The sequence below is a fragment of the Mycobacterium sp. EPa45 genome, assembly GCF_001021385.1.
In the GTDB taxonomy this organism is placed as follows: domain Bacteria; phylum Actinomycetota; class Actinomycetes; order Mycobacteriales; family Mycobacteriaceae; genus Mycobacterium.
Map to the genome: position 1 here is coordinate 2,084,328 of NZ_CP011773.1, position 14,993 is coordinate 2,099,320.

Annotated in this window: 13 protein-coding genes; 10 read left to right on the forward strand and 3 right to left on the reverse strand. The window is 65.0% G+C overall.

Features of this window, described 5'->3' with window-relative positions; all coding sequences use genetic code 11:
* The first annotated feature begins 2 nt into the window (after window positions 1–2).
* The 6 genes from AB431_RS09910 to AB431_RS09935 all read left to right on the forward strand — a co-directional run bounded on the left by AB431_RS09910 (window position 3) and on the right by AB431_RS09935 (window position 5,332).
* The gene (locus tag AB431_RS09910) at window positions 3–725 is read left to right on the forward strand and encodes a LysR family substrate-binding domain-containing protein (RefSeq protein WP_047329772.1); all 723 of its coding nucleotides are present in this window, start codon (window positions 3–5) and stop codon (window positions 723–725) included.
* A 56-nt stretch (window positions 726–781) separates the two neighbouring features.
* Window positions 782–1,669 carry a phytanoyl-CoA dioxygenase family protein gene (locus AB431_RS09915; protein WP_047329773.1) on the forward strand — a complete coding sequence of 296 codons (888 nt, stop codon included), beginning with the start codon at window positions 782–784 and terminating at the stop codon, window positions 1,667–1,669.
* 251 nt (window positions 1,670–1,920) lie between these two features.
* On the forward strand, window positions 1,921–2,973 hold the full coding sequence (locus tag AB431_RS09920; RefSeq protein WP_047333271.1) for an IS110 family transposase: 1,053 nt from the start codon (window positions 1,921–1,923) through the stop codon (window positions 2,971–2,973).
* A gap of 26 nt (window positions 2,974–2,999) precedes the next feature.
* A complete protein-coding gene (gene ygiD / locus AB431_RS09925; RefSeq protein ID WP_047333272.1) occupies window positions 3,000–3,845 on the forward strand; it encodes a 4,5-DOPA dioxygenase extradiol in 846 nt (281 codons plus the stop codon).
* A 61-nt stretch (window positions 3,846–3,906) separates the two neighbouring features.
* Window positions 3,907–4,236 carry a hypothetical protein gene (locus tag AB431_RS09930; RefSeq protein ID WP_047329774.1) on the forward strand — a complete coding sequence of 110 codons (330 nt, stop codon included), beginning with the start codon at window positions 3,907–3,909 and terminating at the stop codon, window positions 4,234–4,236.
* A 106-nt stretch (window positions 4,237–4,342) separates the two neighbouring features.
* Window positions 4,343–5,332, forward strand: a complete 990-nt coding sequence (locus AB431_RS09935) for an IS481 family transposase (protein WP_047329775.1) — start codon at window positions 4,343–4,345, stop codon at window positions 5,330–5,332.
* On the opposite strand, the gene AB431_RS09940 is transcribed toward AB431_RS09935, so the two are convergent.
* Window positions 5,329–5,814, reverse strand: a complete 486-nt coding sequence (locus AB431_RS09940; protein ID WP_052960245.1) for a hypothetical protein — start codon at window positions 5,812–5,814, stop codon at window positions 5,329–5,331. The two genes, AB431_RS09935 and AB431_RS09940, sit on opposite strands and share 4 nt — an antisense overlap.
* A gap of 4 nt (window positions 5,815–5,818) precedes the next feature.
* Window positions 5,819–7,000, reverse strand: coding sequence for an NAD(P)/FAD-dependent oxidoreductase (locus AB431_RS09945; protein ID WP_047329776.1), 1,182 nt, complete (start codon window positions 6,998–7,000; stop codon window positions 5,819–5,821).
* A gap of 151 nt (window positions 7,001–7,151) precedes the next feature.
* Here AB431_RS09945 and AB431_RS09950 point away from each other — a divergent pair, with 151 nt between their 5' ends.
* The 4 genes from AB431_RS09950 (at window position 7,152) to AB431_RS09965 (ending at window position 13,967) form a co-directional block, all read left to right on the forward strand.
* Window positions 7,152–7,889: a TetR/AcrR family transcriptional regulator gene (locus tag AB431_RS09950; RefSeq protein WP_047329777.1), complete on the forward strand. Its 738-nt coding sequence runs from the start codon at window positions 7,152–7,154 to the stop codon at window positions 7,887–7,889.
* Between the two features lie 42 nt (window positions 7,890–7,931).
* Window positions 7,932–9,470 (forward strand): NAD(P)/FAD-dependent oxidoreductase, encoded by a 1,539-nt coding sequence (locus AB431_RS09955; RefSeq protein ID WP_047329778.1) that lies wholly within the window; start codon window positions 7,932–7,934, stop codon window positions 9,468–9,470.
* A gap of 161 nt (window positions 9,471–9,631) precedes the next feature.
* Complete coding sequence (gene nrdF, locus AB431_RS09960; RefSeq protein ID WP_047329779.1) at window positions 9,632–10,606, forward strand: class 1b ribonucleoside-diphosphate reductase subunit beta; 975 nt, start codon at window positions 9,632–9,634, stop codon at window positions 10,604–10,606.
* Window positions 10,607–10,709: 103 nt separating this feature from the next.
* The gene (locus AB431_RS09965; protein ID WP_235435872.1) at window positions 10,710–13,967 is read left to right on the forward strand and encodes an adenylate/guanylate cyclase domain-containing protein; all 3,258 of its coding nucleotides are present in this window, start codon (window positions 10,710–10,712) and stop codon (window positions 13,965–13,967) included.
* A gap of 33 nt (window positions 13,968–14,000) precedes the next feature.
* Here AB431_RS09965 and AB431_RS09970 read toward each other — a convergent pair whose 3' ends face one another.
* The gene (locus AB431_RS09970) at window positions 14,001–14,846 is read right to left on the reverse strand and encodes an ABC transporter permease (protein WP_047329780.1); all 846 of its coding nucleotides are present in this window, start codon (window positions 14,844–14,846) and stop codon (window positions 14,001–14,003) included.
* Window positions 14,847–14,993 lie beyond the last annotated feature (147 nt).

The following is a 14,993-nucleotide window of genomic DNA, read 5'->3' on the forward strand; positions in this document are numbered from 1 at the left end:
CGGTGGCTTCGTCCTCGCTGCCCTCGCTCACCCTCGGGTACGTCCCCGGTGCGACGCCGGCGAAGTGGGCGCGGATCTGGGCCGAGCGTCACCCCGAGGTCCCGTTGACGCTGCGCGCGGTGGCCGCCGTAGATGCGGCCGCCGAGGTACGAGCGGGGACGGTCGACGTGGCGTTGCTGCGGCTATCAAGCGACACCTCCGGGCTTTCCGTCATCCCGCTCTACGACGAGACGACGGTTGCGGTGGTGCCGACCGATCACCTTCTCAGTGCCGCCGACGAGATCTCCGCCGCGGACCTCGACGGTGAGGCGACACTGTTGCCCGTCGATGACGTCGTCGGCTGGAGGGAGGTGCACGGCCGCCCCGTCGACCACCGGCCTGAAACCACCGAAGACGCAATGGAACTCGTCGCGGCGGGAATGGGCGTGCTCATCGTCCCGCAGTCGCTGGCGCGGCTGTATGGCCGCAGAGACCTCACCTACCGGCCGATTTCCGACGCGCCGACCTGCCCGGTGGGTCTCGCCTTTCCGGAGGGGCCGCCGTCGGCGCAGGTGGACGAATTCATCGGCATCGTGCGTGGGCGCAAGGCCGGCTCGTCGAGGGGACAGTCCCAGCCGGCGCCGAAGCGCACCGCGCGGGAGAAGACTCTGGCCAAGCAGGCCGCCCGCGCCGCCGCGGGCAAGGTGGCCCGCAAGCCGGGCCCGGCGAAGCGGGCTCGACCGTAACCGGTGCGTGACGCTGTTTTACCTGGTCAACACACATGCTTCGAGATACTCGAGCCATGACCGCGTTGACGCACGTTCCGGCGAGCACGTCGCCGGCCGACCTCGCAGACCATCTACGCCGCGACGGTTACGTCATCGTCGACGACCTCGTTCCGAACTCCTTGATGGACATCATCAGTGCGGAACTGGCCCCTTACGTTGACGCGACTCCCATGGGCTACAACGCGATGATCGGCCGCAAAACCCGGCGGACCGGTGCGCTCGTTGCGCGGTCACCGGCGTGCCGCACGCTGATTCAGAATCCGTCCATCCTCGGCGTGTGCCACGACTTCCTCGGCCACGCGAGCGCTTTCCAGCTGATGCTGACCCAGGTCATCTCGATCGAGCCGGGCGAGTCGGACCAGGCGTTGCATCGCGACCAGAACGCCTTCGACTTCTACCCGTTTCCCGACGATTACCACGTGCAGTGCAACACGCTGTGGGCGATGACGGACTACACCGCGGAGATGGGCGCGACGAGAGTGGTGCCCGGCAGTCACGTCGGAGACAAGAAGCCGACGGACTACGCCGACGACGAGTGCCTGCAGGCCGAGATGTCGCGCGGATCGGTGCTGCTCTACTCCGGCAAGATCGTGCACAGCGGTGCCGCCAACCGCAGCGGCCAGGTCCGCCGGGCCATCAACGTCAACTACTGCGTGGGTTGGGTGCGGCAGGAGGAGAACCAATTCCTTTCGGTGCCAATCGAAGTCGCTCGCACGCTCGATGACGACCTGCTCAAGCTGATTGGTTACCAGGAGGGGGCGTGGGCCATGGGATACTTCCGCGACTTCGAGGACCCGCTTCGCGCCATCCGCGGCGACGAGGTCGCCTACGGCTTCGACACGGTCAAGCTCACCGGCCGTTCGAGCGCTGCGTTCGCCGATCAGCTCACCCACAGCGAATAAAGCGCCGTCGCGCGGTTAACTAGAACTCAGTGTCAAGGTGAGATTGCCGCTCTTGCGGTGGTTGGATCCTTTACACCTGGTGTCTGGCTCGTAATCTCGGTGCCGCCTTCGGGTTGGCGTGCATGGGTTTTGTCGGCATCAGGTGTGAAGGACCGGCCGGCGTGACTTGATAGGAGCGTGGCATCGCCCCCACTGAGATGTGTCCGCCGACCGGCCCAACCGTCACCTCACAGTGAATGGAGGCAACCACCATGGTTGTTGTTGGAGCCGATGTACACAAGCGCACGCACACCTTCGTCGCCGTCGACGAGGTGGGCCGCAAGCTCGCGGAGAAGGTGGTCAAGGCCACCACTGACGGGCATCGTCAGGCCGTGCAGTGGGTCCGATCCCAGTTCGGGGTCGAGGTGGTGTGGGCGATCGAAGATTGCCGGCACTTGTCGGCGCGGCTGGAGCGAGATCTGCTGACTGCTGATCAGAAGGTGGTGCGGGTGCCGCCGAAGTTGATGGCCTATGCCAGAGCCTCGGCACGGACCCGGGGTAAGTCTGACCCGATCGATGCGCTGGCCGTGGCGCGGGCCTACTTACGGGAGCCCGATCTGCCGATCGCCTCACACGACCAGACCTCACGCGAGCTGAAGTTGCTGATTGACCGCCGTGAAGACCTTGTCGGGCAACGGACTTCGACGATCAATCGGTTGTTGTGGCGGGTTCATGAACTCGATCCCGACCATGCCCCGAAATCGGGCTCTTTGGATCTAGCCAAGCATCGCAGGTTGCTCGGCGACTGGCTGGACACTGTGCCTGGTCTGGTCGCTGAGCTCGCCCGCGACGAGCTGGCGGACATCACCCGGCTCACCGAACAGATCGATGCGTTGGCCAAGCGGATCGGTGAGCGCGTGCGGGTCATCGCACCGGTACTGCTGGCGATGCCGGGGTGCGGCGAGCTCACCGCGGCCAAGATCGTCGGTGAAACCGCCGGTGTGACTCGCTTCAAAAGCGAGGCGGCTTTCGCCCGTCACAGCGGTGTGGCGCCGATACCTGTGTGGTCGGGCAATACCGCCGGACGGGTCCGCATGACCCGCACGGGCAATCGCCAACTCAACGCCGCGCTACACCGCATCGCCGTGACCCAGATCCGCCTTCCCGGCCTCGGACAGACCTACTACCGACACCGACTCGCAGAAGGCGATTCCAGCACCGAGGCCTTGCGCTGCCTCAAACGCCGCCTGGCCCGCGTCGTCTACAGCCATCTCCACACCGATCACAGAAATCGAACACAGCCTTGCCAAACGGCAGCGGCTTGACATAGGAGAAACCCATGGCCGCACTCATGCCGGCGGCGTTCATCGGCCACGGTAGTCCGATGAACGCCCTGGAGCTCAACCGCTACACCTCGGCGTGGCAGGCGTTCGGCCGGTCGGCGCCGCGACCGCGCGCGATCCTCGTGATCAGCGCGCACTGGTACATCAACGCCACTGCCGTCACCGCGATGGCCGTACCGCGAACCATCCACGACTTCTACGGTTTTCCCGCGGAACTCTTCGACGTGCAGTACCCCGCGCCGGGACTGCCCGAACTCGCCGACGAGATCGCCGATGTCGTCGAGCCCACCTGGGTGGGTGCCGACATCGACAGCTGGGGGATCGACCACGGCACGTGGTCGGTGCTCGTCCACGCGTTCCCGGATGCGTCGGTTCCCGTGGTGCAGTTGGCCGTCAATGCCTACAAGCCACTGGAGTATCACCTCGAACTGGGGGCCAAGCTGGCGGCGCTGCGCCAGCGAGGTGTGCTGATCCTCGGTAGCGGCAACGTCGTCCACAATCTGGCCGCGATGGACCCGGCCCTGGGGGACGGCGCGTTCGACTGGGCCCAGCGCTTTGACGACGAGGCCTGGGCACAGCTGATGAACGACCCGGCCGATGCCGCCGGGCTTCGCGATCACGCTGATTACGCCGCAGCGGTACCCACGCCGGATCACTTTCTGCCGCTGCTGTATTTCGCCGGACTGGCCGCCGAGAACGGTGGCGGCGTCGACGTGCTCACCGAGGGCTGCGCCTACGGCTCCTTGTCGATGACGTCGTACACGCTCGGTCTCGGCAGCGTGGACGCTCCAACCGACGATCGCGACGCGGCGGCGCCGGCCGCGGGCGTGCCCGTCGACGAGACCAACATCTAGCGCACTTTCGTGCATTGTCGATTCTGGACCTGACCAGCAGATTCGCCGCTACGATGCCGCCATGAGCGATGAGATCTACCGAGACGACTTCATCGTGCTCGACGGCGATGGCGTCACGATCTTGAAGTACTACTTCCCGTTGGCGACGCCAAAGCGCATCGCCTACACCGATATCCGGCGAGTGCTGGTTGAGGACATGAACTGGTTGACCGGCAAGGGCAGGTTCTGGGGTGCGAGCATCCCCAACACCTGGATGCCGATGGACTGGGGCCGCATGAAAAAAGACAAGGTCATCGTCCTCGACGTCGGCGCACGGGTGAAGCCGTGCGTGACACCCGATGACCCGGATCGGGTGGCGGAGCTGATCAAAGCACGCGTTCCGGCCGGCTAGCTGTACTGACCACGGACGTTGGTGACGGCGTGGCGTGGTGACATGACGAAGACCTCCGAGTGAAGTGCGAGCTGTCTAGGAACGCTTTCACCAACCGGAGGTCTTCGTGTCCCACCGTAATGCCCCTTTGTCCGAAACCGGTCGTCTGAGGCTGGCTCGTTGCGTCGTTGAGGACGGCTGGCCGCTGCGTCGAGCCGCTGAACGCTTCCAGGTCTCGGTCACCACCACCTCTCGGTGGGCGACTCGATACCGCGAACAGGGTGAGGCCGGCATGGCCGACCGCAGCTCACGGCCGCACCGAAGTCCGAATCAGACACCGACCCGCATCGAGCGGCGGATCATCAAAGTCCGGGTCCTGCGCCGGTGGGGACCAGCTCGCATCGGGTATTTGTTGGGCATTCACCCCTCCACGGTGCACCGGGTACTCACCCGCTACGGAGTGGCCAAGCTTCGGTGGCTGGACCGACCCACCGGACGTGTGATCCGCCGCATCGAAACCTCCCAGTGCGGGGATCTAGTGCATGTCGATGTCAAGAAACTGGGCAAGATCCCCGCTGGTGGCGGCTGGCGGATGCTGGGCCGCACGATCGGCCAGCGCAACTCCCAGGCCGACAAAGGCTCTGGACTTCGCAGTAAGTACCGCCATCCCTTGCACGGTCACCACTTCCTCCACACGGCGATTGACGCACACTCCCGGCTGGCCTACTCAGAACTGTTGCCCAATGAACGCAAAGAGACCGCGGCAGGCTTTTGGCTACGCGCCAACGCCTGGTTCGCCGAATGCGGCATCCCCGTGCGGAACGTGTTGACCGACAACGGGTCCTGCTACCGCTCTCACGCCTTCCGTGAGGCCTTAGGCGACGTTGAACACCGTCGCACGCGCCCTTATCGGCCGCAGACAAACGGCAAGGTAGAACGCTTCCACCGAACCCTGGCCGATGAATGGGCCTACGCCCGGCTCTACACCAGCGACGCCGAACGCTGCACCCAGTTCCCGATCTGGCTGCACACCTACAATCACCACCGCGGCCACACCGCACTCGGCGGTCAACCACCCGCCAGCCGCGTACCTAACCTCTCAGGTCAGTACAGCTAGCCGATCAGGTCCGACCAGAACGGCACCGTCGGAATCGGTGACCGCGACGGGTCAGGGTCGGCATAGTCGAAAAGATCTGCGGCACAGCAACTCACGTCGGTCTGATAGATCGACAGCACGGGGTGCCCGGACGTCCCACGGCCCGCTGGGAGGTAGTGATTCGCACGCAGCGGTACCAGCTGCGGCACCCGCGCCAGGTGGTAATTCGCACTGCGCAGCGCATCCTTCATGCGCGACGGTCGGACACCCCAGTCGGCGCCCCAGAATTCGCGCCACTCGACAGCGAACAGGATCCCCTCCACGGGCAGCCGCAATCGTTGTTGCAGACTCCGGCGGGGCGCCGAGCGCCAATCCGGCCACGAGTCCCCGACGGGGAGGCCGGAAGACAAGAACGCTCGATGGTCGTCGGCGAACTCGAAGCCGAACTCAGCCTCGATGCGAGCCAGCTCCACGTCACTCAGGCCGGCCGTCGTCGTCACCATGCGCTCAGTACTTGTGCTGCGGCCCTTGCGCCTTCTTGTACAGCGACTTGAGCATCACGTCGCGGAACCGGGCGTTGTCGATCAGCTTGATCCCGGCGTTGGCGACCTGCGGGTAGCCCAGCAGCTTGTGGAAGTACCGTCCCCGCTTGTACTCCCGGCCCCACGCCGCTTCCATGCGCTGCGCGTAGTTGGTGAAGTCGTCGGGACCGCCGTTCTGCAGCGCGGCGATCGCACACTCGCCGGCGGCCAGGCCAGATTCGAGCGCCTTGGAGATGCCCGCGCCGGAAGCCGGCTTACCCGCACCGAGCGAGTCGCCGGTGAACAACACACCCGGACGCCACGGCGGCCAGGCGGTGAAGCCCATCGGCAGCCGCCAGGCCCGGACGCTCTTGTTCTTCTTCAGCTCCTCGATGGGCGGCAACTCCCACTCAGGCGGCAGCGTGCGCAGGAACTCCCCGAGGAACTGGGTGGCATTGATCGACTGCCAGTTCTTGTAGCTGTTGACGTAGCCCAAGCCGATGTTGAACCGACCCCCGCCCATCGGGAACACCCAGCCGTACCCCGGCAGCTGATCACCCTGGAACTGCAGCTTCAGGTAGATGTCGAGGCTGTCGGAATCGGGCCGATTGGCGTACATCTCGGAGCGGATCGCGATCGCCGAGTAGCCCTGGTACTCCGAGTCGATCTTCAACGCCCGCTTGATCGGGGAGTAGGCGCCGTCGGCCGCGATGACCGCGTCGCCCAGAACCTTCTCGCCGCTCTTGAGAACCACACCGATGACCCGGCCGCGTGCGTCGAGCTCAGGCCCCGCCACCTCCGAACCCTGGCGCACCGTGGCGCCGGCTGACTCGGCGTGCTTGAGCAGCAGCGTGTCCAACTCGGTACGGCTGACCGTGTGGCCGTGGTCGGGCATTCCCGGACGCTTGGGGAACGACAACTCCCACTGCGACGGGCTGAAGACGGTCACCCGGTTGACACGGTGGAACTGCGATACCTCGTGGGCCAAGCCCATCTTCTGCAGATAGCTCACGGCGCGCGCCGTCAGGCCGTCACCGCAGGGTTTGTCCCGAGGGAACTCCGCCTTGTCGAGGACCACCACTCGCGCGCCGGTCTGCGCGGCCTGCCATGCGGCCGCTGATCCCGATGGCCCCCCGCCGGCTACCACCAGGTCGAATCGCTCGGTCACTACGTCTCGTCTCGCTTCGATAATCGGATGCGACGATGCTATCTGAGAACGGGGTGTCGCTCCGGTCAGCGAAGGCCGGTGTAAGACCCATGTAATAGTCGTCGTGCCGGGTCGGCGCTGGTCAGCCCGCGCTACAGGTACAGTGCTTGACGTGCGCAGGGTGTCCAGATCGCGTGCCGGGGCAGAGCCCGGCAAGGTCGACGCGCGCAGTGAGCGCTGGCGTGAGCATCGCAAGAAGGTGCGCGCGGAGATCGTCGACGCCGCGTTCCGGTCGATCGACAAGCATGGGCCTGAGGTCAGCCTGCGTGAGATCGCCGAAGAGGCCGGCACCGCCAAGCCGAAGATCTACCGGCATTTCACCGACAAGTCAGACTTGTTCCAGGCCATCGGCAAGCGGCTGCGCGACATGCTCTGGGGTGCGATTTTCTCGAACATCGACGCCGCTACCGACCCGACCCGGGAGGTGGTGCGCCGCGGGGTGGCCGAGTACGTCAACCTCGTCGAGCAGCACCCCAACGTGCTGCGGTTCATGTTGCAGGGCCGCTTTCCCGAGCAGTCAGAATCCACCCAGCGCGCGCTCAACGAGGGCCGCGAGATCACCATGGCGTTCGCTGACACGTTTAACAACGAACTGCGCGGCATGCAGCTCGACCCCGCCGCACTGCAATTGGCTGCGTCGGCGGCGTTCGGCGCGTGCTCGGCGGCCACCGACTGGTGGCTGGGCCCAGACCCGGATAGCCCGCGCCGGATGCCGACCGACGAGTTCATCAACCACCTGACCACGATCATGTTGGGCACGGTCAACGGCACCGCTGACGTGCTGGGCGTCCACCTCGACCCCGACCGCCCGATTCACGACGCGATGCAGCGGCGCGCCGCCGCCGGCTGAACCGCCCACCCGATACCGCCGGTATTGGGTACTTTGGTTGCCATGACTGTTGCAGAACCGACCGTCGCCGACACCACCGCCGAACCCGTCCACACCCGGGCGCTGGTCATCGGCACCGGCTTCTCCGGGCTGGGGATGGGCATCGAATTGCAGCGGCGCGGCGTCGACTTCTTGATCCTGGAGAAGGCCGACGACGTCGGCGGCACCTGGCGTGACAACAGCTACCCGGGCTGCGCCTGCGACATCCCGGCGCACCTGTACTCGTTCTCCTTCGAACCCAAGCCCGACTGGACCTACATGTGGTCGCTGCAGCCGGAGATCCTCGACTACCTCAAGGGCGTGACCGACAAGCACGGCCTGCGCCGCTACATCCGCTTCGGCGCGCGCGTCGAGCGCGCCCATTGGGACGACGCGGAGTATCGATGGCACGTCTTCACCGAGGATGGCCGCGAGTACGTCGCGCAATTCCTGATCTCCGGTGCCGGCGCGCTGCACATCCCGTCCGTCCCCGACTTCGAGGGCCTGGCCGACTTCCAGGGGGAGGCGTTCCATTCGGCGCAGTGGGACCACCGCGTGGACCTCACCGGCAAGAAGGTCGCCGTCGTCGGCACCGGGGCAAGTGCCATCCAGATCGTCCCGGAGATCGTCGACAAGGTCGGCGCGCTGCAGCTCTACCAACGCACCCCCGCATGGGTGCTGCCACGGTCGAACAATCCCATCCCCACGTGGATGCGCAACGCGTTCGGCACGGTGCCCGGCGCGCGCGCCCTGCTGCGCACCGGCATCTACTGGTTTCAGGAATCACTCGGCTTTGCGATGACCAAGCGCCCGGAGCTGCTCGTGCTGGGCGAGAAGGCCGGCAAGTGGAACATCCGCCACCAGGTCCGTGATCGTGACCTGCGCCGTCGGCTGACCCCGTCGTACCAGGTGGGCTGCAAGCGAGTCCTGTTCTCCAACAACTACTTCCGTGCCATCGCGAAGCCCCATTCGGAGCTCGTGACCGATCGGATCGCGCGTATCACCCCGCACGGAATCGTCACCGAAGACGGGACCGAACGCGAGGTCGATGTGATCGTGTTCGCGACCGGCTTCCACGTCACCGACTCCTACACCTATGTCGACATCAAGGGTCCCGGCGGCGAAGACCTTGTGGACCGCTGGAACCGCGAGGGCGTGCAGGCGCATCGTGGGATCACCGTCGCCGGCATGCCGAATCTGTTCTTCCTGCTCGGGCCGAACACCGGACTGGGTCACAACTCGGTGGTGTTCATGATCGAGTCGCAGATCCGTTACGTCGGCCAGGCGATCGGAGCTGTGGAGAAGGCCGGTGCGCAGGCGCTGGCGCCGACCCGCTCAGCGCAGGATGCGTTCAACGCCGAACTGCAGGACGACCTGCAGGGCGCGGTGTGGAGCACCGGCGGTTGCAGCAGCTGGTATCTCGACGAGCACGGGAAAAACCGCACGCTGTGGAGCGGCATGACGTGGCAGTACTGGTTGGCCACTCGCTCGCTCAAGCGCTCGGAGTACCGCTTCTCCGGGGTGGCCTCGGCGCGGCCTTCCGAGCAAGCCGCGGCGAGCTGATCGGCCGACACGCCGAGCCACTTCGCAGCGCGCGTCGGACCTGTGGATTCGGCACCGCCGCAACACAAGTTGTTGTGTTGCGGCGCGTTGTCACACCCCAGGGGTAGTGTTTTGGGCGTCAGCCGGAAACGGGGCAAACAGCGTGGTGAAGTGGGGTTTCGGTGAGCGATGGAACGAAGCTGATCGACCGGGCGACGGCGATCAACTGGAACCGTGTCATTGACGAGAAAGACGCGGAAGTCTGGGATCGCTTGACCGGTAATTTCTGGTTGCCGGAGAAGGTTCCGGTATCCAACGACATCCCGTCGTGGGGCACGCTGACCGCGGACGAGAAGCAGCTCACCATGCGCGTCTTCACCGGCCTGACCCTGCTGGACACCATCCAGAGCACCGTGGGATCGGTCAGCATGATCCCGGATGCGCTGACCCCGCATGAAGAAGCGGTGCTGACCAACATCACGTTCATGGAGTCGGTGCACGCCAAGAGCTACAGCTCGATCTTCTCCACGCTGTGCTCGACCACCGAGATCGACGAGGCGTTCCGCTGGTCTGAGGAGAACGTCAACCTGCAGCGCAAGGCGCAGATCATCCTCGACTACTACCGCGGTGACGATCCGCTCAAGCGCAAGATCGCCTCGGTGTTCCTCGAAGCATTCCTGTTCTACTCCGGCTTCTACCTGCCGATGTACTGGTCGAGCCGGGCCAAGCTGACCAACACCGCCGACCTGATCCGACTGATCATCCGCGACGAGGCCGTGCACGCCTACTACATCGGCTACAAGTTCCAGAAGGGCTATGCGGTCCAGACCGAGGAGCGTAAGCAGGACCTCAAGGACTACGCCTACGAACTTCTATATGCGTTGTACGAGAACGAGATCGAGTACACCCAAGATCTTTACGACTCAGTCGGGCTGACGGAGGACGTCAAGAAGTACCTGCGCTACAACGCGAACAAGGCGCTGATGAACATGGGCTTCGAGGCGCTGTTCCCGCGTGATGAGACCGACGTCAACCCGGCGATCCTGTCGGCACTGTCGCCCAACGCCGACGAGAACCACGACTTCTTCTCCGGGTCGGGTTCGAGCTATGTGATCGGCAAGGCCGTCGTCACCGAAGACGAGGACTGGGACTTCTAGCCTGACCCGTTGCGCGGCCAAGCTTTGGCGCGTTGCCGGCTAGGGCAACGCAAATTCGCCGAACACGCCTGAGCTGCAGGTGCGGCCGTGACACCATGTCGGCGTGGGCGCGTCCGGAGACGGGGCGGCATCAGCGCTGGTGTGTGCGTCGTGCCGCGCTGAGCTGCCGCCGACTTCGCGGTACTGCGGCGAGTGCGGTGCGCCGGTAGCGCCGGCCGGTCAATCGGCTGAGTACAAGCAAGTGACAGTGCTGTTCGCCGACGTGGTGCATTCGATGGATATTGCGGCAGCGGTCGGTGCTGAGCGACTCCGCGAGATCATGGCTCTCCTCGCCGGCTCGTGCGCTGCGGTGGTTCAGCGTTTCGGCGGAATGGTGGACAAGTTCACCGGCGACGGAATCATGGCGCTCTTCGGTGCTCCGGTGGCCTTGGAGGACCACGCTGTTCGTGCTTGCCTGGCGGCTTTGGCCATTCAGGAGGAGTGTCGACGCCTTGCCGTCGGCGTCCGAGCGCGCGACGGCATCGATCTTCGGCTGCGGGTCGGATTGAACTCCGGAGAGGTGATCGCCGGCGAAATCGGCTCAGGGCCGTTCGGTTACACCGCTGTCGGTGAACAGGTCGGGATGGCGCAGCGGATGGAAACGGCGGCTCCGCCGGGCGGCGTGATGCTCAGTGCTTCCACCGCCCGACTGGTAGAAAGCACCGCCGTTCTCGGGGACCCCGAGATCGTCCACATCAAAGGCGCGCAACGACCGGTTCGCGGTCGTCGCCTTCTTCACATGGCCGACCAGCGACCTACCGCAGACTCGACAGGGCCAAGCCTGGTCGGGCGGAACTGGGAGATGGCCGCGATCGAGGGCCTCCTCGACGGCGCTGTTCAGCGCGGCCGCGGAGCCGTGGTGGGCGTCGTCGGAGTTCCCGGTATCGGGAAGAGTCGTTTGGTGCGTGATGTGTCGGCCCTCGCCGCCGCTCGGGGCGTGAGCGCCTATGCCACCTTCTGCGAATCCCATGCCGCGGATGTGCCCTTCCGGGTCGTGGCTCGGCTGCTACGGGCGGCCACCGGCGTGGAGGGGATGGACGGTGCCGACGCCCGCGCGCGGATAAGGGCTCAGATCCGTGACGCCGAGCCTGAAGACTTGCTGCTGTTCGACGACCTGCTCGGAATTGCCGATGGCGACGTGGCACTACCCAAGATCGACCCGGATGCCCGTCGGCGGCGCCTGACCAGACTGGTCAATGCCGCGTCGCTTGCCCGTCAGACGCCGGCCATCTACATCCTCGAGGACGCGCACTGGATCGACGGGGTCAGCGAGTCGATGCTGGCGGACTTTCTCGCGGTGATACCCCAGACCCGCTCGCTGATGGTGATCACGTATCGACCTGAGTACCGGGGAGCGCTCGCGAGACCGCGTGGAGCACACACGATCGCCCTCGAGCCGCTGAGCGGTCCGGAATCCGCGTTACTCATCGATGAGCTGCTTGGACCGCATGAATCTGTTGCAGGCCTTGGCGATACGATCTCGCAACGGGCGGCGGGAAACCCGTTCTTCGCCATCGAGATGGTCCGTGAGTTGGCTGACCGCGGTGTGCTGGAGGGTAGCCGGGGCAACTACTTATCGACCGCAGAGGCCGCGCAGGTGGAAGTGCCCGCGACCGTGCAGGCGACGATCACCGCTCGTATCGATCGTCTTGAGCCAAAAGCCAAGCGCGCGTTGAGGACAGCGGCGGTAGCGGGATTGCGATTCAACAGCACCATGGTGGACGCGCTTGGAATCCAGCCAGAGATCGGGGAACTGGTTTCCGCAGAGTTCATCGATCAGGTCACTTATACCGGTCAACCGGAATACGTGTTCCATCATCCACTCGTTCGGTCAGTGGCGTACGAGTCGATGCTCAAGTCCGATCGGGCCGACGTTCACCGCAGAGTGGCTCGTGCGATCGAATCGGGAGACCAGGCGGTCGTCGACGAGAATGCAGCGCTGATCGCAGAACATCTTGAGGCAGCGGGTGAATCGAGCAGTGCCTTCGGCTGGCACATGCGTGCGGCGAGGTGGGCGACCAGCCGTGACATCGCTGCCGCGCGGCTGGGTTGGGAGCGTGCGCGGGCGATCGCCGACGCGTTACCCGAGGAGGTGACCGATCGGACAGCTATGCGGATCGCGCCCCGAACCATGTTGTGCGCGACGGCTTATCGCGTTCATGCGAACGCGGCCGGTGAGGATTTTCAGGAGCTGCGCCGACTGTCTGACGAGACCGCGGACAAGTCTTCGCTGGCGATCGCGATGGCCGGGCTGGTGATGGAGCACGTGTACCAGGGACGGGTCCGGGACGGGTCGCGGCTGGCGTCCGAAGCGATGGCACTCATCGAATCGATCGGCGATGAAACGCTGACGGTGGGGCTTTCGTTTCCGTCGATCTACGCCAAGATCGAAAGTGCCGAATACGGTGACGTTCTCAGATGGTCGCAGCAGCTCATCGATCTTGCCGGAGGTGATCCGACCAAGGGCAACATCATCTTCGGGTCTCCTCTGGCGCTCGCGTTGGCGTCGCGCGCGGTGGCCCGGTATTGCCTGGGTCTTGGTGAATGGGCTGGGGACGTGGCGCAGGGCATCGCCATGGCCCGCAATGCGGATCCGCTGACCTACGCCGCGGTGGTCGCGTGGTGTTACTTTCCGGGAATACCTTTTGGCGCACTGGATCCCGATGATCATGCGCTCGATCAGATCGGAGACGCGCTCCGGATCGCCGAGCGATCCGGAAACAACATGGCGTTGGCTTTCGGCAGGCTGGCTCTCGGTGTCGCACTGGTGCATCGAGATTCGACTACCGAGCGTGACGAGGGCCTGCACCTTCTCGCGGAAGTCAGCGACGTTTTCCTGCGCGACCAGCACAATCTTGGCGACCGACCGCTGGTCAACGCGTACGTGGCGCGAGAGATGGCACGGCGCGGAAATGTCGACGCGGCCCTCTCGCTGTCGAAAGCCACCATTGAGCAACTCGATGCCGAAGGACGGCTGACGGGTTGGGGCGTTCCTGCAACCGGTGTCCTGGTTGAGATGTTGCTTGACCGCGGAAGCCCGGCCGACCTGCGTGAAGCCGAGGCCGCCGTCGAAAGGCTGGCCAGCGCACCAGCCGATCACACGCTGGTGATGCGTGACATCTGGCTGCTACGACTGCGGGCTCTTCTGGCCCGGGCCAACGGTGATGAGACCGCCTTCCGCGCGTGCTGGGACCGTTACCGCGACGCTGCAACATCCGTGGAGCTTCACGGGCATATCGCATGGGCACACGCGATGGTGGATCGGCCGCCGTACCCGAGACGTTGTGCACTTCGCGACAATAACCCCGGTGAGGTCCCATAGTCCGGTGAGCGTTCCCCCGTAGGCGCTCCGCCACTAGCCGGCCAGGTTGAAACGCCCTTGGCTACCGTAGATCGCCAGCGAGATCAGCAACGTCACCGAGACAAGCACGACCAGTGAGGTTCGAACCGCGTCACCCGTCGCGACGCCGACACCCGAGGGGCCTCCGGAAGCGAAGTAGCCAAAGTAGGTGTGAATTAACAAGATCGCCAGCGCCATGAGGATGGCCTGAACGAACGACCACAGCAGGTCCATCGGGTTGAGGAACGTCGAGAAGTAGTGGTCGTACAGCCCGCCGGACTGACCGAGCAGCATGACGGTGGTGTAGCGGCTGGCGAGGAACGACAGGATGACCGCGATCGAATACAGCGGTGCGATCGACACCATCCCGGCAACGATCCTGGTGCTCACCAGAAACGTCAGCGGGGGGATGGCCATGGACTCGAGTGCGTCGATCTCCTGGTTGACGCGCATCGCGCCCAGCTGGGCGGTCACGCCGGCGCCGAATGTGGCGGCCAGCCCGATCCCGGCGACGACCGGTGCCGAAATGCGGACGTTGATGAAGGCCGCCAGGAATCCGGTCAGCGCCTCGATGCCGATGTCGCCGAGCGAGCTGTAGCCCTGAACCGCCAACGTGCCACCGGTGGCGACAGTGAGAAATCCGACGACCACCAAAGTGCCGCCGATCATCGCCAACACCCCTGCGCCCATGCTGATCTCCGCGATCAGGCGGACGATCTCGGTGCGGTAATAGCGCAGTGCGTTCGGGATGCCCGCGATCGCCTTGGCGTAGAACAATGTCTGATCGCCGATCCGGCCCAGCACGTACCACGGGCGCTCCGCCGCGCGGGTCACCCGGGGAAAGACGGCCCTATGGGTCATGTACGTTCCCACTTCACCCATTCAACGTCCGCGTCGTCGTGACGCCGCCGTAGGGTCGTTCGTCCCGGGTATCGACACCTAAAGGCTTCAGTCCATGGGACCGATGCGTTGAGCGGGCGTTTCAAGACTGTCCGCGCGCCCGCGCCG